A 17,569-nucleotide genomic window follows, 5' to 3' on the forward strand; every position below is an offset into this window, starting at 1 on the left:
GCTACCTTCATACAGTTCCAGTTCAAATTTCCCATCCGCTGCTTTTTCCAGTCCGTATATTATTAAGTTCAATCTATATAGCAGTTAATGAACGCCCCCTTGTGCCTGCGGACAATGAAGATTAACTGTGGTATGCACGCTCCCTTACGTAACGTTCCAGCAGCGCCATGTATGCTTTTCCAACCTCTTCAATGCTGTACACCGTTCTTGCCTTCTGCTCGCCCAAGATCATCAAGCGTTCCCGCAGGGCGTTCTGTTCGAGCAGCAGGGCCACACGCCGGACACATTCCTCTTCATTTCCGGAAGCATACAGCGATACACTCAGCTCATCGTCCAGCAGCTCAGGCAACGCTCCGACCTCCGGCACGACAACCGGACACCGGCAGGCCATCGCCTCCAGGACGGTCATCCCGAAGGATTCATTGCTGGTAGTACTGACATACACCCCGCCACTCCCGGCAACCGCTGAATAATAATGGTGTATCTCTTCATAATCCACTTTGGGCAGCCACTCAAAATTCCGGATTCCCAGCTCCTGCACTCTCGCCCGGAGTTTGCCGGTAATTTCTTCGGGAGCGGTGTAACCGCCGACAAGCAGGAACAGCAGGTCCGGGAATTGCGCATTCAGCCTGCCTGCTATGTTCATGAAGGACTCCCAGTTTTTATGCCGGTCCAGCTTGCCTACCCACAGAATGGTAGGCGGCCGCTCGCCAGAGAGGGGTTCGTATTTGAATAATTCCGTATCCAGGCAGTTATTGATATGACAAGCATCTGTAATCCCGATTCCCTCCAGCATTTCCTTCATATACGCAGAGGGTGTGATGACATAGTGAAAGGGCAGGGTATCCCTGGATTCAGCCAGCTTCCGCAAGGGCTCTTCATAGGTGGTGTGCACCTCGTGAATGATCAGCTTCCGTTCTTCCGCCGGGCCCAGCGCTTCATACAGCTCATAGGTATCAATGGTGATGATTACGTCAAAGTCATGCACCTTAATGTAGCTCCTGATTTCATCAGTTGTTCCGAGGATACGGACATTCGCATAGCCTTCAAAAGCGCCGGCTCCGCCGTAGTCCTCAAGAAAAGCAAAATGCACCTCCGCACGGCCCCGCAGAAACTTAAGCCTGTTCGCCAGCTGCGTGGTGACTCCGCCCAGCAGGCAAAATTTATAGAAATATAGGATTTTCATGATTTCTCCTGACTTGCCGCCAAGGCCTGCATCCGGTACAGCGCGGTTGTTCTGGCAAAAAACAGTCCGCCTTCGACGTCCACCGCAAGCAGCCGGGCATCGTCGTCCAGCACCTCAAGCCTGCCCTGGCGCACATCATATTGGAACAGTGTGTTCATTGCGGTCCCGTACAATATGCCTTCCCTGTACAGCAGCTCGTTGCCTCCCCGCCAGAAGTGGGTCATTCCTTCCCAATCCGCCGGACATACCGGAATCGTCCTTTCAGTCTCCAGCGTTAGCGGATTAAACAGGAAAAGCAGCCCTGCAGTGAGTCCCCATACCTTGCCCTCATCATCCAGCGCCAGCGCCGGGATGGCCTTTTCACCCGGTACCGGAACGCCCTCCCACACCTTGCGGCGGCTGTTCACATCCCAGATCATCAGGGACGCTTCCGTCCGCTCCGGCGCTATGCCGAGCCCTCCCCAGACAGAGCCTCCGGCGAACAAAAGGTCTTCACTTGCAGCCAGTGACACGATGCTCTGCTGCGGCAGCAGCCCCCTGAATACTTCACGCGCCCCAGTTTCTGGATGCAACAGGGTTAACGCACCTCCATGACGGCCGTAGGACGGTACGGTTCCGATAGCCAATTCTTCTCCTGCCCGGGTCCAGGCAAAAGCACGGTCCTGTTCTTCGCCTTGCAGGGAGAAAGCCAGCCTGGGATTAAGGCCGGGATTCCATTCCCGTGACGGGTCATAGGCGAAGATATTCGCTTTGGGGTACACTCCCAGATACATAATGCCGCCGGCTTCCATCATGCCCTCGATCTGCCCGATCCCCCGGCGGGAAACGATTTCCGAGGTGGCCGGATCGTAACTGGCCAATCCCCCGGCGAAATAACCGCCGGTATACAGCTTCCCTTCCGGCCCCCAGGCCAGGGACTGCAGGTGAACCGGCTGCCCCTGCAGCATGAAATCCATGACCGTGTGCCGATCATGCTCCGGATCATATATCCAGCAGGTCCCGTCCCTGTGCACACCTGCCAGGCAGCTGCCCTGCGGATTCAGCGGATGGCCCTCCAGCCAGCCGTAGTCTCCTGCCGGTTCCGGCATGTCAAATGAAGTAGGGGTAAGCACGCCCGTTGCCAATGCATAACGCTGCAGAACATCATCCTTGATGAAATAGATGTTCCCGTGACGGTCAGGCGGCGACACACTGAGTCCACTTACATGATCGATAGAATTCTCCCACCGGCGCAGCTTCAGATCATAGATATACAATCTCGAACTCGGTGTTATCCGAATTATCAGCTTCCCGTGTACAATATTCAGATCATACACCAGCTGCTCTGTGCGGCTCTCTTCCGGCAGACTGATCTCAGTCCGTTCACCTGTCTCTGTGTCCAGTTCCACAATATGCGGACACCGGGTTCCGGCCCCCACGTACAGCTTGCCCTTCCAGGCTTGCATGCACCGGGCGTATTGCTCCCCGTCTACCATGACACCGTAATCTCTGAACTGTCCCGTGGACGGGTTATATCGAAAGACTTTGCCGCCGGGATAGCAGCCTCCATAGATGTTGCCTGCGTTGTCGGCGGCAAGCCGCCAGGTGTAGAATTCGCCTGGAATCATCTCCCCCAGGTTCTCGATGCCCTGTTCATGCGTAAATCTGTAGAGAATCCCGCTGCCGCCGATGTAGATTCCGCTGGCCGCCGCAACCACTCCCCAGCAATGATCCGAGCCTTCCAGCGCGAATTGCTGCACCGGCTCGGTACCAGCAGGATCAAGTACAAACAGCATGCAGGGACTGCCGGAGGATACGGCATAGATCCGGTCTTGCCCCTGCCGCTTGCCATAGGCCGATGCCCATACCGCAAGCCCGTTCAGCGGCTCGCCGATCCGCAGCGCCTCCATGATTATTGCCCCTCCCGGGCTTGGGCTGCAGCAGGCTCGGCCTCCTGAACACCGGTTACAGGATAAGCAAGCACCGCCCCCAGCAGCTCTGCCGGAGATTGTGCATACTGTAAGAACGCATCGGCTGAACGCTCCAGGGGGAACACCTTGCTGATCAGCGGTCCTACCTGAATATCGCCTTCAGCGATCAGCCGGATGTATTCCGCCATGTTGCGTCCTTCGGTCCAGCGGACGTAGCCGTAAGGATAATCAATCCCTTGCTTTTCATAGACAGGATCGTAACGGCCCGGACCGCCTGCTCTGGAGATCAGTACCTGCGCTTCCTTCCCGAACATCAGCTCCCGCGAGAAGTCCGCCTTCACATCTCCCACCAGCAGCACCTTCCCCTGGTTCCTCACCCATTCCAGCGCCTGATCGACAAGCCCGCCGGATTTGCCCCCGGCACAGATCATTACGGCATCCGCTCCCATTCCCGCCGTCAATTGTTCCAGATGCGAGCTGACCTGCTCCGGACTCACTGCAATGTGGCGGATGCCCAGGCTCTCAGCGACGCTGCAGCGCGCTTCAAGCAGATCATAGACGATGACCCGGCAGCCGGCAGCCCTGGCAATTTGCGCAATCAGCTGGCCGAGAATCCCTGCTCCAATCAGTACCAGCGTCTCGCCGAACTGCAGGTCAGCCTGCCTTACGGCATGCACTGCGATGGCTCCAAGACCCACCGTTGATGCTTCCACCGGACTGACATGCTCCGGAACCGGCACCATGAGATGCTGTGGCATCAGCAGCCATTCCGCGTGTTTCGCATAAGGTCCCCCGTAACAGGCCACCCGCTGACCAACTGGCCAATGCTCCATTCCCTGTCCCCGGGACCGGATGATCCCTACTGCACTATATCCGAGAACTATGGGTTTCGGGCGGTGAGCACCATTCATCATCATTTCTGTTCCGGGACTGATGGCCGAATATTCTGTCTCAACGAGCACGAATCCGTCCTCCAGCACCGGAGCGGGAATCTCAGCCACGTTAATTTCACCATTCTGGGATAGTACCGCCTTCATATAGCCTCTCTCCTCCCGACTGCTTCGCGCAGATTACGGTGCGAATGTTGTTTTCTCTATTTATGCTCTGTTTTTGCCCTGTTTCTGCTCTGTTTCTCTCTCTTGTCCGCTTACTCTTTCAGCGCTCCGATCATGACGCCCTTGACGAAATACTTCTGCAAAAACGGATAGATCATCAGAATAGGCACCGTTGCGATAATAATCGTCGCGAACTTGATAGATTCACTGATGCGGAACACCTCATCCTGCGTAACGCCGGCCAGCATATTCTGCGCGGAGGACTGAATCAGAATTTCCCGCAAAATCAGCTGCAGCGGAAACAGATCACGGTCCTGCAAATAAATCATCGCCGAGAACCAGCTGTTCCAGTGTCCCACCGCATAGAACAGCGTCATTACCGCCAGTACAGGCATCGATAACGGCAGTACAATCCGCAGCAGAATGCGGAAGTCATGGGCACCGTCGATTTTGGCCGATTCCACGAGGCTCTCAGGTATGGACTGGAAGAAGGTCCGCATTACGATCAGGTTAAAAGCACTAACCGCGCCCGGCAGCAGCAACGCCCATCTTGTATCGTACAGTCCGAGCTCACGCACATTCAGATAGGCCGGGATCAGCCCCCCGCTGAAGAACATCGTGAACACGATGAACGCCATAATCAGGCTGCGCCCCTCCAGATTTTTTCTGGACAGCGGATAAGCGCCAAGTGTGGTAAGTACCAGGTTGATAAAAGTGCCCGCGATGACATAAATGAACGTATTTCCGTAAGCGGTCCAGATCCGCTGGTCCTCAAAAACCAGCTTGTACGCATCCACATTAAAGCCCTTCGGCCAGAAGCTGATCTCGCCCGCGGCGATGGCATGCGCATCACTGAACGAGGATACCAGTACATACCACATGGGATACAGGAACAGGAAGGAACAGAAGATTAGGAACAGAACATTGCAGCTGTCAAATATCAGTTCCGGAATGCTGCGTTTGATTACCACTGTCTTCCCTCCTAAGAGTTTAATGGAGCTATACTTCCTGTGTGAACAGCGTAATTAAACTTGCTTCGGAAGCATAGCCCTTCTCACCATAAGCTGCTCTCGGTGGTCTTCCGGCTGATCCGGTTCGCCAGCACCAGCAGCGTAAAGTTGATCACGGAGTTGAACAGTCCCACCGCCGCCGAGAAGCTGTAATCGGCTTCCATGACACCGCGTCTGTAGACAAAGGTGGAGATGACGTCTGCCGTGACGTAGGTTCCCGGATTATACAGCAATATAATTTTGTCCCAGCCCACATTCAGCAGGGTCCCGACATTCAGAATCAACAGGATCAGCACTGTGGGCAGAATTCCCGGCAGTGTAATATGGGTAAGCTGCTTCCAGCGCCCGGCCCCATCGACCACTGCAGCCTCATAGAGGCTCGGGTTAATGCCGGACAAGGCTGCCAGATAGATGATAGAGTTCCAGCCCAGGCTCTGCCACATGCCTGAACCGACATAAATGGTGCGGAACCATTCCGGCAGGATTAGAAACTGAATCGGCTCAGAGATAATTCCGATGCCGAGCAGCAGGCTGTTGATAATGCCTCCGGGTTTCGTGAAGTCAATAATCATTCCGCAGATGACAATTAGTGAAACAAAATGCGGAAGATATGACACCGTCTGCAGGAAAGACTTCAGCTTTTTGATCCGCAGCTCATTAAGCAAAAGCGCAAAGACCAGCGAAGCCGGAAAAATGAACAGCAGCGAATAAAAGCTCATTAGGAAGGTGTTCTTGAGCAAACGGAAGAAATAATAGCTCTCAAAAAACTTTTCGAAATTTTTGAAGCCCACCCAGGGGCTGCCGGCTACACCTGCGAAAGGATTGAAATCTTTGAAGGCGATTATCGCCCCGTACATCGGTTTGTATTCAAAAATGAGGAAATACAGCACAGTAGGCAGCAGCATGAGATAGAGATAACGGTTAGCCATCATACGCTTCAGCGAAAAGGAACTCCGTTTCGTCTGCTGTTTCCTGCTTTTAGCCTTGATTGCATTTACGGGTACTGCCATAGGGGGCTCCTTTCCCGGACAGAGGCGAGGGTACCGGTTATCTTAGTGCCAGGAGGCTGCCGGAATATCCGCAGCCCGCCCGGCTAAGACAGCCCTGCTCCGCTTATTTTCCTTTAAAACGCTCATATGCAGCCTGGTACTGCTTCAACACCTCACCAATCCCCATTTGCTCCAGCTGCTTCATGACTTTGTCATAATCCTCAAAGCTCTGGCGTCCCATAATCTGGGCATTGATCGTTTCAGCCACATAGGTCTGAATGTCAGCCATAAGCGGAACCACAATTTCATTTTCTTCAGCCGTGAATTGTACTGGCGGCAGCTTCGCGTCAAAGTCAATATAATCCTTGTAAATCTCCAGCGGATTCTCCGTTTGTCCGTTCGCTTCACGGATCTGTTCGGCATAACGGGTGTCAGCCACTGTAGCCCAGCTTCCGCCGCCGATGGTATGATTCAGCAGCTCCTGCGTATTCGTCAGCCCGTTGGTAGGATGAGTAACCTCTTCCTTATATACCGGCTCGCCGTTCACCAGATCATAAGACTTGCCTTCCACCCCGAAATTGTTCAGCAGAATGCCTTCTTCAGAATACTGGTAGTCCAGCCACTTCATCACTTCTTCGGGATGTGCAGTCTTTGAGGATACGGCAAGTCCATGGGCCGCAGCCTGCCAGCGGAAGGAGACATGGCGCTGATCACCGTTAGGCCCCTTTGGAGGAATAGCTGCTGCAATTTTGAAGGTGTCATGCTTGCCTTCCATCAGCGTTGTGAAGTTCCCCATGTAGGACCCCGACCAGCCGAACCAGGCACCGGCCACATCCGTGGTCACCTTCTCGGTCAGCGTCTGGAACGTCGTGTCCACCAGATAGTTCGGGTCCAGCAGCTGTTCTTCATATAGACGGTTCAGATAGGCAACAACATCCTTGAACCGCGGATCATTAGGCCCGAATTTCACTTCACCGTTATCCACGAAGAACCCGTATTCGACACCAAAGGCCGGTGCGAACAGCATCATTATGTTCTCCAGATTGACGGTGACGAGCGGAATTTCATCTTTTTTGCCATTACCATTGGGATCCTGCTCCCTAAAGGCTTTAAGCATGTTATACCAGTCTTCTGTAGTTTGCGGCATCTGGAGTCCCAGCTTCTCCACCCAGTCACTGCGGACCTGTGGGAACATTTGGGTCAAGTCCTGGGAATCGAGTACGAGGTTCGGCAGATAATAGATATGCCCTTCAGGCGAAGTGATTTGTCCCCGGATATCCGGGTGGTCATCGAGGAGCTTTTTGAAGTTCGGTGCATATTGGTCAATCAGATCTTCCAGTGGAAGGAGCGCTCCCTGAGTGCCGTATTTGCCGGAGTCCGTCCCCCACAGATCGTTATAGATAATATCCGGAAGCTTGCCGGAGGACATCAGCAGACTGAATGCTTCTGCGCTGGCTTCTGTACTGTGCTGAAAGTTGATATGAATGTTGGTGTTCTCTTCCATTTGCTGAAAGGAGTACTTCTCATTAAAATCGGTTCCGCGGAAATTGCCCCCGCTCGGGGACCAAAGGGACAGCTCCAGCTTGTCCGCCACAATCGGTACCTGAAGGCCGCCAACGGACCGGCTTCCTTCAACAGGAGCAGCCGTTTCACTCTGAGTACCCGAAGAGGCCGATGGTTCAGCGGCGTTGCCTCCATTATTGTTTGACCCTCCACAGGCGGACACCAGTGTAACGAGCAGTGTCAGGACCGGCAACAGCAGAGCTAGCTTCCTTTTAGCAACATTCATAATTCAGCCCCCTATTAATAAGTAAAAGTAAGATAATTCCTATGAGATATTTACTAACACACGATAAGGGAATCAACAGTACATCAACATTTCGTTTTTACGGAATAGCTATCAGCGCCTTTCCTCTTGTTTTTCTCCTTCAGCCTGTACATTTCTCAATAATTGTGACGTTTTTCTCAATCTTGACTTCTTTTTGATTCACATCCAAGCTATTCAGATCTATACTTTCGCATTACTGATATACATCTGATGTATATATTATATTTTCACCTTCCATTGAAGTCAATTAAATTTTGACTATTTATCAGCATTTATGTAATTATACATCACATTAATATTTCATCAATCGAATTTTCCATCTTAATATTGTGAAAAAGCTAACATGAATTGATATGAAATATTTCATTGTTTTCATTTCATGTTTTCTTTTTACACCAGTTCTAGTAGTAAACACAGCAAAAAAGCGTAATAATAGCAGAATCCCGCTATCATCACGCTTAATCTCCGACCCAGAACCGCTGCAGCCGCACTCAGGTGGACGTATCCGCTGACCTATCCGCTTTCGCCCTGTTTTCTTCTGCAATCAGCCGGCCCATTTCCTCATACATAGAGGTTTCATCAATCATTCTGGACCAATACGCATTCAAAAGCTTGCGGAAGCTTTGCAGTACAGCAATAGGAAGCCCCAGATCTCTGAGGTATGAAAATGTTGGAAACAACTCTCTGTACATCAGATATCTCGAAGGACGGTTCAAATGATCATCCACGGTCATTTCAGCAATCCGTTTGCGTGCCGGAATACTGACCGAACGTTCGCGGATCATCCGCTGCGCCTCTGCCGAAGCCAGGAAGCTGACGAATTGCCGTGCAGCCTCTTTCTGCCTGGAGTTCCCCACAACAGCCGCACCGATGGTGACGAGCAGTGTTTTTTGCGGGTCCCTAGCTTTGAGCGTTGGAAGCGGGGCCAAGTCATAATCCAGGGGAAGATCCTTGAACTCGTTCAGATTGTAGTAGGTCGCCAGGATCATCGATACCTGCTCCTGCACAAACAGCGATATCGTCTCATCCTCGTGATTGCCGGCCAGATATTTGGGGAATATCTGATGATTGTTCACCAGCCTGCTGTATATATCCAGACTATTGGCGGTCTCGGGACTCAGTGTGGGATGGTGTCCTCCGTCCTCCGTGATCCGGATTCCGCTCTGCAGCAGAAACACCGAATAGCGGTTCTCGGAGGCGGGTACAAAATACACGGCATGCCGCCCCCGTTTCTCCGACAGCTGCCGTGCCGACTCCATCAGATCATCCCAGGTCCAGTAACTGTCCGGTTCAGGCAGGTCCGCCTCACGGAAATGGGCTTTGTTATAGCAGAGCACCACCGGAGAGAAGGAAATCGGATACGCAAACAGCTGTCCCTCATGCAAAAAGGCTTCGCTGGTAATCGGATACAGCCCCGGATCGGGCTCCAGCGCCTCCAGCAGCTCTGCGGACCCGTTCTCGGCCATCTCCTGAAACTGGGTGCTGTTGAGGGACAACACATCGAGCATTCCGTTATTCATCAGCTCCAAGGCCGAATTCACATGATCGAAGTCATTCAAGGCGAGCGGCAGAACATGAATCCCGGGATGCAGCCGGTGGAATTCTGCTATGAGATCGTCCAGCTTGAAGTCCTTGGTCAGGGAAGAGCTGCAGCCGAAATGGATGCGGATCCGCTCCCTGACCGACTCCATTACCACGCTGCCTACACGGTCAATCTTCAGAATCAGACCTTCTTGTACAAGGACATCCAGTCCTCTGCGGACGGATTTGTTACTGAGCTCAAACTGTTTGGCCAGCAGGCTCTCGGCAGGAAGATACGCTCCCGGCTGCAGAATACCGCTAAGAATATCTGTGCGGAGCTTGCTTACCATATAATCCAATCTTTCCCGGAAGGACTGACGACCTGATTTATTATTCATGTATTATTCTCCCTGCACCACTTAAATTTACATCATCACCTTTTTATTGTGCTTCAACATGGAAAGGTTGTCAAACGCAAATCGGGCTGCTCCTTAACCTTTAGAATCTCATTCTCCAACAGAATAAGATTGTTGAGAATCCTCTGATCATCCGGGAGGTATCCGGAGGCTATCTTGTTATGATGATAGGATAGTTCATACGCATTAAGGTGGTAGTAGCACATCCCCAACTGCATGTGGGGCAGCCATGTTCTGGCCACATCATTTGAGATGGCCCAAGGATTAACAGGCGGCGGCGATTCGATAGCCAGCTTATACCAGTACACCGCCTGTTGAAATTGCTCCTTTTCCAAAAAGAAATAAGCCAGCCGGCAGCAGAATTCCGGACGGGGAATATCGTAGGTGAACGATTTGAATATCCACTCCTGCTCCTTATCCCGGTTGCCCATGTGGTAATAACAATCTGCCAATTTCGAACAGACATGAATTATATCTTCTATTGTACGTTGATTAGAGTCTATGAATTGCTGGTAATAGAGAACTGCCTGTTCATAGAAGCTATGCTGATGCAGCTCCATGGCATAATGCAACGTATCCCGTGCTGTAAATTCCACCCCGGAGGACAATAGCAGTTCATAAATTCTCAGGTTCCGCTTAGTATCTGAACGGCTATGATTCTTCCGATGAGTGATCACAATATCACTGTCCAGACAGCCGCCTTCTTCTATCGACAAATCCTCATGCACCGCCCCGGTCCACTCGTAATTCCGGGAGCGTCTGACCAGCCTTACGCGCCGGACCTTTAATGTGGCATGCCCGTATTCATCAAAGTCGCAGTGATAGGGCATAGACACCCGATCAATGTCAGGAGACAGAGAATGTTTGAGCTCCAACAGCTTCTGCAGCTCCGCAGGCAGCAACACATCATCTGCATCAAGCCACAAGATATAATCCATTGCCGCTTGCTCAAATGAATAGTTCCGGGCATCGGCGAAATGATGCTTCCACTTATAATCCCGGACATGAGGCGTCCATCGCCCGGCTATTTCTTTGGTGCTGTCCGTTGATCCGGTATCCACAATGATGATTTCATCCACCGCCTCCTGTACAGAGTGTATACATCGTTCCAGTGTAGCTTGCTCGTTCCTCACTATCATGCACAGACTAATCGTAATCATCGCGCTCACCTCTTGTTAAGGATTGATCCCTACTCCTAAAGGGGTGGTACCTACTGTTATGCTGGAAGTGACAGTATTTCTGTTCCCGTCGATAACGGAGATCGTATTGCTCCCGGCATTCGCCACATATGCACCATTGGTCAGAGGATTTACCGCTACACCGAGCGGACTGATCCCCACTGTAATGGTGGCGGCAACGGTATTGGTACTTCCGTTAATGACGGACACATTGTTACTGCCCTGATTGGCGGAGTAAATCAGATTAGTGTTAGGATTCAATCCGATGCCGCTTGGTACTATACCTGCCGGAACCGTAGCGATAATGGTATTTGACAAACCGCTGATCACCGAAACATTGCTGCTGTTTGAATTTGTCACATAAATCCGGTTGGTACGGGTATTCACCGTTACTCCTACAGGAACAGCCCCAACAGCAACCGTAGCAATAACGGCATTGGATATTCCGCTGATGACAGAGACATTATTGCTGCCTGTATTTGCTACATAGATCCGGTTGGTGATCGGGTTCACCCATGCACCGAATGGCCCGGCTCCCACGGCCACACTGGCAATCACTTCATTGCTGCCCCCGTCAATCACTGAGACATTATCACTCCCTGAATTCGTAACATAAATCCGGTTGGTATTGGAATTTACCCTCACCCCGTTTGGTGTAGTCCCCACAGTAACAGTAGCTATAACCGTATTGGTGCTTCCATCTATCACCGAGACATTCCCGCTATCCTCATTGGCTACATAAATCCGGTTGGTTACAGAGTTCACCTCTACACCAAACGGCCCTGCACCTACTGCAATCGTAGCTACAACAGTATTCGTATTCCCGTCTATCACAGAAATATTATCGCCACCGTTGTTGGTCACGTACATCAGATTAACCGAGGCGGGCTCCGCAGATCCTGTAGCTCCGGTTGAACCGGCACTCCCCGTTGCTCCTGTCGCACCCGCCACTCCAGTCACTCCCGTAGCTCCCGTGGCTCCTGTCGTACCAGCAACTCCCGTGGCTCCGGTAACTCCTGTGGCTCCGGTCTCTCCACTCGCACCCGTAGCTCCTGTAACTCCCGTAGCTCCAGTCGCCCCAGTCACTCCCGTAGCTCCAGTCGCACCCGTTGCACCAGTCGCTCCCGCTACTCCCGTGGCTCCAGTCGCACCCGCCACTCCCGTGGCTCCAGTCGCACCAGCCACTCCCGTGGCACCCGTGGCTCCAGTCGCACCAGTCACTCCTGTCACTCCAGCTACTCCCGTAGCTCCCGTGGCTCCCGTCACTCCAGCTACTCCCGTCACCCCAGTCGCTCCCGCCACTCCAGTCACTCCCGTGGCCCCCGTGGCTCCCGTGGCTCCCGTCACCCCCGTCACTGTTCCTAATAATTCAGCGGAAACCAGCCTGTGCGCCGTCACCAAATTACCCGTAGCATCTTTTCCCCATATAGAGATCTGGATCTCATCGTTCACGGAAGCAGATGTGGTGAAAAGAAATTCAAAGGCATCCAAATTCGCGTAATAAGTTCTGGTTATCACTTGATTCGGGACCAGGTTCAGAATCTCACTCACATACAACGTTCTTGTCCCATCCAAAAAATAGCCTTCGACCACAACCGTCGAACTGGAGACACTGCTTCTGTTATCGACTTTGACTGTCACCTGCTGCGTAGGTCTTACTCCGGTTGAGGCTGAGACATTGTTCTCAATCGGTCCCGTAGATAATAAGCTCATCGTCACCACTCCCCTTTCACTCAGATTGATATAAAACTATTTTTCAATATAGTAGTATTCAAATTTAATAGTGACGGTATAGACGTAATGTCTTTTTAGCGCATATTGTTCTCCTGCCTCACTGGAAAATACAAAAAAACCGATCCAGCCGGATCGGAGTTTGTATTATTCCTTATTATGTGAACCTACACCTTACTTAACTGCTCAACCGCCTGCTGCTCATCCGCCAGGAAAAAAACATCCTTCCCGTTATTGCATTCATAAATGAAGTCACGCAGACTCCGGCTCGTGTATCCACTGAGATCTCCTACTACCGCCACCTTCAGCTGATAATTGATGAACTTCTGTAGAATCTCACCGGCCAGCCGTGTCTTCAAATCAAAAAAGCTTTCACTCAGCAGAGCTTTATGTATGACAATCCGGTCGCAATCGACTTCATACCGTACCGTTGCCATTAGATCCAGCGCATCCTGAACATCACTGACTAAGGTCTCGCTGCCGCTCACTACGGCTATCGTTTTTCCGCCATGTATTACTGGTGTTATATTCATTACCAAATCCTCCTAATATGTACTTAGAACTCACAATCCATTATAGACTCAGCATAACCTTGCGGATCCACTCCTCATTCTTCAAAACCTCAGGTTCATAACTCTCCGGATAGGCCGTTGGATAGCGGGATTCGTCCATCAGCACATCCGGCGCAGTCCCGTAGATTTCATTAATCCGGCCTTCGGCGTTGCTGTTCAGGTCCGTTTCGAGTTTAAATATAATCCCGCTGTTCGGCAGAGCGTACCTGTAAGGCTCCATATAGACACAGGCTCCACCCGCCGTATTCGTTCCGGCCACCGTTCCCAGGCCCAGCTTGCTGACAGCGGCTGTGAAGTTGTCTGCTGCCGAGAAGCTGTCACCGTCTGCAAGCACGTATACCTTTCCGTCAAAGAGAAAAGAATCTTCCGGCTGCCAGTGCTTGGTCACCGTATAAGTGTCCCAGTCCGCAGAGTCTACTCCCGGGAGCTGCTCTTTCTTAACCTCTGTTACGTCATATCTGTCCTTATTGGTAAGAGTAGAGCTGACGAATTGTTTGTACAGGCGAAACCGCAGCCCAAAACGTTCACCGAATGATTTCTTCACGCTTGCGGATTGCTCGTAATCCACGGGCGCTTTTAACAAAGGCTTCAGCAGATTATCCGCCCAATAATCATCATCACCGCCGCCGTTCCTCCTTAGATCAATAATCAGCTTACTGTATTTCCCTCCCGACTTCTTCATGAAATCCTGAATAACCAGTCCGTCCTGCTCCTTATACATATCTGCAAAGCTAAAAATCCTTATATATCCGGTCTGGTCATTCAGCTCAACGGGGATAACATTGCTGTCAGGCTGTTCATTCCGGTATGGCGCCGCATATCCCTTGTACACCAAGAAATCCCCCTTGGCCATCTTGCCATCCGGGCGGACCGCTTCAATCATCCAAGCACCGTTCCCCGGATCAGCACTAAGTAGCGTCTGCAGGTATCCCCGATGAAGCGCAGCATCCCAAACCAGATGAAGCTGTGTCTGCAAAGACTTAACATAATCCTCAACGGCCAGCCCGTTAATTCGCTCAATTATTGAACCTTGTGGAAAAAGAGTCTCTCTCGCCTGATAATCCTGCGCCAGCACATATTTACCCTGCTCATAGTGGATGTCTGCTTTGCTGTGCACATACATCTCCACACCGGACGCCATGTTAAGCCAGTAGTCTCTGGAGCGGTAGGCTTGTTTATCAATGTTATAGAAGAAAGCAAGCATAGGATTGTACGGTTCATCAAAGACCACCTGTGCATGGCCGGCTTGCCCCAGGAATGTCATGTATTCATAGAACAGCCGGAGAAATTCAGCATTGTCGGCAGATTCCCCGGCCCGGGTTATGAATGCCTGACTGATTACGTCCATATTCTCAAGACCTTTATCCTGCTCAAGCGCCTTATCCAGCGGATAAACCTCCTTCACGAGCTTGGCCAGATATTCAAAATCCTCCCGCTTCCGGGCCGCTGTTAATTCAGGCACATCTTGTTGCGGACCCTCGCGCCATATCGTTCCTATGAAGGCCAGCAGTCCCATAAGTACTAGAAATATCAAGAGCAGCACATACTTCCTCATCTTCCGGCCTCCGGCAATATAACAGAATCATTCCAGATAGATTATAACGTTACCGGCAGACTGTGTATGTTAAAAAAGCCGTACACATAGCGTATAATAGACACTACCAAAATTCACAGCAAAGGATATGAGAATCATGAACTTGAGTATGAACTGGATTACGCTCAGAGTGCGCGATCTGGAGGCTTCGCTTGATTTCTATCACAGGATTCTGGGCCTTCCCATTGAGCGCAGATTTGAGAGCAGAGGCAGGCAATTTGTCATGCTGGGTGCAGAAGGACAACCGAAGATCGAGCTTATTCAGGGAAGTGATCAGGCGCTAAAGCCGGAGTGCGGTGTTTCAGTAGGTTTCGAGGCAGGTTCACTGGACGAGGCTATGAAGGAGCTTAGTAACGAGGGAATTCCGGTAGCACGCGGACCCGTCTCGCCGAATCCGCATCTGCGGTTCTTTTACATTCTGGACCCAGATGGCTTCGAAGTACAGATTGCAGAGCATTGCTAGCTCCTGTTCTGACAAGCATGATCAAGTTTAATTTCAAGCGAATCAGCAAACTACGCTACCGAATTGAGTATAGGCTAATGCTAATAAATGAGTCGTGCTTAGAGATTGCCGCCGTAGTTTAACCAGTATATAGAGTATTAAATGGAAAAACGTATCTTAATTTCGCTCTTTTGACTAATTTCAGGATTTTAGTTGGAGAAACGTCACTTAATTTCTCACATCCAATCTACTTTATGGCATTTACCGCAAATTAAGTGCTGTTTATCCAACTGCTGTCCGCTCAGGGCCCCTCCATTCATCAGCAAGTGGAGAAAATCCATAACTATTCCCGGCGCTCATACAGCCTAACCCTCACCAATGCTACTCCCGGATGCCTTAGCCGCCTCTTCAGCGATATTCCAACTTTATTATTCACGCCTTAAACGACAAAAAAAACGGCATCTCTGCCGTTTCTTGTGTGATGGACTCTCAGGGGCTCGAACCCTGGACAAATAGATTAAGAGTCTACTGCTCTACCAACTGAGCTAAGAGTCCGTATGTTGTCTATGTATTCTGATCTACAAGACGATAATCTCTAAGCTGTGAACACCCGCTCAAAAGATACTTTCATAGTATACTTAATATAACTGCCCCTGTCAACAAATAATTATATTTCCTCTTGCTCAGCTGTTAACTGCTGCAGTACAAAGCCCTGAAGCACCCCGCACTGCGCAGTTTATTTCATATTCAGCTTACCCTCGGACAATCTGCGAACTTACTCTATACACGGTTTTTCCGGATCATCACATAATAAATCGGGAGTCCGGCCAGCGTAATGCCGATCCCCACCAGCGAACGCAGCGGATCACTGATGATCGTGCTGGCCAGAATATAGATTCCGCCTGCCACGCCAAGTATCGGGGTGAACGGATAGAGCGGCACGCGGTAGCGGCCTGGTTCATGCGGCATTTTCTTGCGCAGGATGAACACGCCGAACACACCCATCGTAAAGAAAATCCACAGGACAAACACCAGCAGGTCTGTCAGCGTATTGAAGGTACCCGAGAAGATGTAGATCACCGCCAGCACACTCTGAAAAATAAGCGCATTCGCCGGAGTCTGGAACTTCGGATGAATATTGCTGAGCACCCGGGAAAATGGAATCTGCCGCTTCTCCCCCATCGCCTGCGGCACCCGCGCAGCGGTCATCAGATACCCGTTCAGCGCTCCCAATACGGAGACAATGATGCCTGCTGTAATAAAAGCTCCGCCGCCGCTGCCGAACAGTGCTTCTGCCGCATCTGCACCCGGAGTCTGGGAGGAAATAATCTGATCATAGGGCAGCGCTTTGAACACTGCAATGTTGAACAATACATATACAGCAATTACAAATATAACGCCGATCGAAATGACTTTTGGCAGTGTTTTGGCCGGATTGTTAATTTCACCCGCCATATTGGTCACGCTGATCCAGCCGTCATACGCCCAGAGTGTGCCCAGAACCGCCGCCCCGAAGCCCGCGCCTGCCGCTGATGCACTGATTCCTCCAAAGCCGGGAGCCAGATCCGAGCACAAGCCTACGCCTACGATGCCCGCTACCGGAATCAGCTTGCCCACAGTTGCCACAGTCTGGATGATTCCGCCGAACCTTGTGGCGATGACGTTCATCAGCAGAATGAAAGCCAGAATACCCACGGCCAGCAGCTTCTGCTGCCAGTGATTCAGCGGCAGGAAGTAGCCGGAGTATGTGGCAAAAGCAATCGCCAGCGCGGCAACAGAAGCCGGATAGGAGATCACAGCCTGCACCCAGCCGAGCAGGTAGCCGAATACCCCGCCATACAATTCACTTAAATATGTATACAAACCTCCTGACTTCGGAATCGCGGCAGCAATTTCCGCCACGCTCAGCGCCGAAGCCAGTGTAATAATCCCCCCGGCACCCCAGGCCAGGATACTCATCCATGGAGTTCCCGCGTTATTCAGCACAATCCCGGGCTTCAGAAAGATCCCTGATCCGATAATCATCCCGACCACAAGGGCCAGGGCTTGCATGAAGGTGATACTTTTGGTTAACGGCTTCAAATTCATAATGTGATTCATTGTCCTTTCATTCTCAGGTTTTTATTTATCAAACGTC

General features: G+C 51.3%; 13 protein-coding genes and 1 tRNA gene. 1 reads left to right on the forward strand and 13 read right to left on the reverse strand.

The window, feature by feature from the left end; genetic code table 11:
* Positions 1 to 121: 121 nt before the first annotated feature.
* The 11 genes from GC101_RS19645 to GC101_RS19695 all read right to left on the reverse strand — a co-directional run bounded on the left by GC101_RS19645 (position 122) and on the right by GC101_RS19695 (position 14,951).
* On the reverse strand, positions 122 to 1,186 hold the full coding sequence (locus GC101_RS19645) for a glycosyltransferase family 4 protein (RefSeq protein ID WP_171718603.1): 1,065 nt from the start codon (positions 1,184 to 1,186) through the stop codon (positions 122 to 124).
* A complete protein-coding gene (locus GC101_RS19650; RefSeq protein WP_171718604.1) occupies positions 1,183 to 3,075 on the reverse strand; it encodes a WD40 repeat domain-containing protein in 1,893 nt (630 codons plus the stop codon). Before GC101_RS19650 ends, GC101_RS19645 begins: the two co-directional genes overlap by 4 nt.
* 2 nt (positions 3,076 to 3,077) lie before the next feature.
* Positions 3,078 to 4,133: a zinc-dependent alcohol dehydrogenase gene (locus GC101_RS19655; protein ID WP_171718605.1), complete on the reverse strand. Its 1,056-nt coding sequence runs from the start codon at positions 4,131 to 4,133 to the stop codon at positions 3,078 to 3,080.
* Positions 4,134 to 4,243: 110 nt separating this feature from the next.
* On the reverse strand, positions 4,244 to 5,122 hold the full coding sequence (locus tag GC101_RS19660; protein ID WP_042135479.1) for a carbohydrate ABC transporter permease: 879 nt from the start codon (positions 5,120 to 5,122) through the stop codon (positions 4,244 to 4,246).
* Between the two features lie 83 nt (positions 5,123 to 5,205).
* Entirely contained in the window at positions 5,206 to 6,171 is a 966-nt protein-coding gene (locus GC101_RS19665; RefSeq protein WP_425497151.1) for an ABC transporter permease, read from the reverse strand.
* Between the two features lie 103 nt (positions 6,172 to 6,274).
* Entirely contained in the window at positions 6,275 to 7,939 is a 1,665-nt protein-coding gene (locus GC101_RS19670) for an extracellular solute-binding protein (protein ID WP_171718606.1), read from the reverse strand.
* A gap of 530 nt (positions 7,940 to 8,469) precedes the next feature.
* On the reverse strand, positions 8,470 to 9,897 hold the full coding sequence (locus tag GC101_RS19675; protein ID WP_171718607.1) for an extracellular solute-binding protein: 1,428 nt from the start codon (positions 9,895 to 9,897) through the stop codon (positions 8,470 to 8,472).
* A gap of 53 nt (positions 9,898 to 9,950) precedes the next feature.
* Positions 9,951 to 11,075: a glycosyltransferase family 2 protein gene (locus GC101_RS19680; protein WP_171718608.1), complete on the reverse strand. Its 1,125-nt coding sequence runs from the start codon at positions 11,073 to 11,075 to the stop codon at positions 9,951 to 9,953.
* 15 nt (positions 11,076 to 11,090) lie between these two features.
* A complete protein-coding gene (locus GC101_RS19685; RefSeq protein WP_171718609.1) occupies positions 11,091 to 12,806 on the reverse strand; it encodes a YVTN family beta-propeller repeat protein in 1,716 nt (571 codons plus the stop codon).
* 185 nt (positions 12,807 to 12,991) lie between these two features.
* On the reverse strand, positions 12,992 to 13,357 hold the full coding sequence (locus GC101_RS19690; RefSeq protein WP_171718610.1) for a DUF4180 domain-containing protein: 366 nt from the start codon (positions 13,355 to 13,357) through the stop codon (positions 12,992 to 12,994).
* Positions 13,358 to 13,397: 40 nt separating this feature from the next.
* Positions 13,398 to 14,951: a S41 family peptidase gene (locus GC101_RS19695; RefSeq protein ID WP_171718611.1), complete on the reverse strand. Its 1,554-nt coding sequence runs from the start codon at positions 14,949 to 14,951 to the stop codon at positions 13,398 to 13,400.
* Between the two features lie 136 nt (positions 14,952 to 15,087).
* On the opposite strand from GC101_RS19695, the gene GC101_RS19700 reads away from it, so the two are divergent.
* Positions 15,088 to 15,453, forward strand: coding sequence for a VOC family protein (locus GC101_RS19700; protein WP_171718612.1), 366 nt, complete (start codon positions 15,088 to 15,090; stop codon positions 15,451 to 15,453).
* Positions 15,454 to 15,914: 461 nt separating this feature from the next.
* Here the strand turns inward: GC101_RS19700 and GC101_RS19705 are convergent.
* Positions 15,915 to 15,987: transfer RNA gene (locus GC101_RS19705), tRNA-Lys, on the reverse strand.
* Positions 15,988 to 16,212: 225 nt separating this feature from the next.
* Complete coding sequence (locus GC101_RS19710; RefSeq protein WP_216626670.1) at positions 16,213 to 17,532, reverse strand: APC family permease; 1,320 nt, start codon at positions 17,530 to 17,532, stop codon at positions 16,213 to 16,215.
* Positions 17,533 to 17,569: the final 37 nt, after the last annotated feature.

The sequence above is a fragment of the Paenibacillus phytohabitans genome (genome assembly GCF_013141775.1).
Classification (GTDB): Bacteria; Bacillota; Bacilli; order Paenibacillales; family Paenibacillaceae; genus Paenibacillus_AQ; species Paenibacillus_AQ phytohabitans.

Coding starts and splice junctions, on each gene's coding strand:
- GC101_RS19675 (WP_171718607.1), bottom strand. CDS start 9,897: ATGAATAATAAATCAGGTCGTCAGTCCTTCCGGGAAAGATTGGATTAT.
- GC101_RS19690 (WP_171718610.1), bottom strand. CDS start 13,357: ATGAATATAACACCAGTAATACATGGCGGAAAAACGATAGCCGTAGTG.
- GC101_RS19655 (WP_171718605.1), bottom strand. CDS start 4,133: ATGAAGGCGGTACTATCCCAGAATGGTGAAATTAACGTGGCTGAGATT.
- GC101_RS19650 (WP_171718604.1), bottom strand. CDS start 3,075: ATGGAGGCGCTGCGGATCGGCGAGCCGCTGAACGGGCTTGCGGTATGG.
- GC101_RS19680 (WP_171718608.1), bottom strand. CDS start 11,075: ATGATTACGATTAGTCTGTGCATGATAGTGAGGAACGAGCAAGCTACA.
- GC101_RS19665 (WP_425497151.1), bottom strand. CDS start 6,171: ATGGCAGTACCCGTAAATGCAATCAAGGCTAAAAGCAGGAAACAGCAG.
- GC101_RS19670 (WP_171718606.1), bottom strand. CDS start 7,939: ATGAATGTTGCTAAAAGGAAGCTAGCTCTGCTGTTGCCGGTCCTGACA.
- GC101_RS19685 (WP_171718609.1), bottom strand. CDS start 12,806: ATGAGCTTATTATCTACGGGACCGATTGAGAACAATGTCTCAGCCTCA.
- GC101_RS19700 (WP_171718612.1), top strand. CDS start 15,088: ATGAACTTGAGTATGAACTGGATTACGCTCAGAGTGCGCGATCTGGAG.
- GC101_RS19645 (WP_171718603.1), bottom strand. CDS start 1,186: ATGAAAATCCTATATTTCTATAAATTTTGCCTGCTGGGCGGAGTCACC.
- GC101_RS19695 (WP_171718611.1), bottom strand. CDS start 14,951: ATGAGGAAGTATGTGCTGCTCTTGATATTTCTAGTACTTATGGGACTG.
- GC101_RS19710 (WP_216626670.1), bottom strand. CDS start 17,532: ATGAATCACATTATGAATTTGAAGCCGTTAACCAAAAGTATCACCTTC.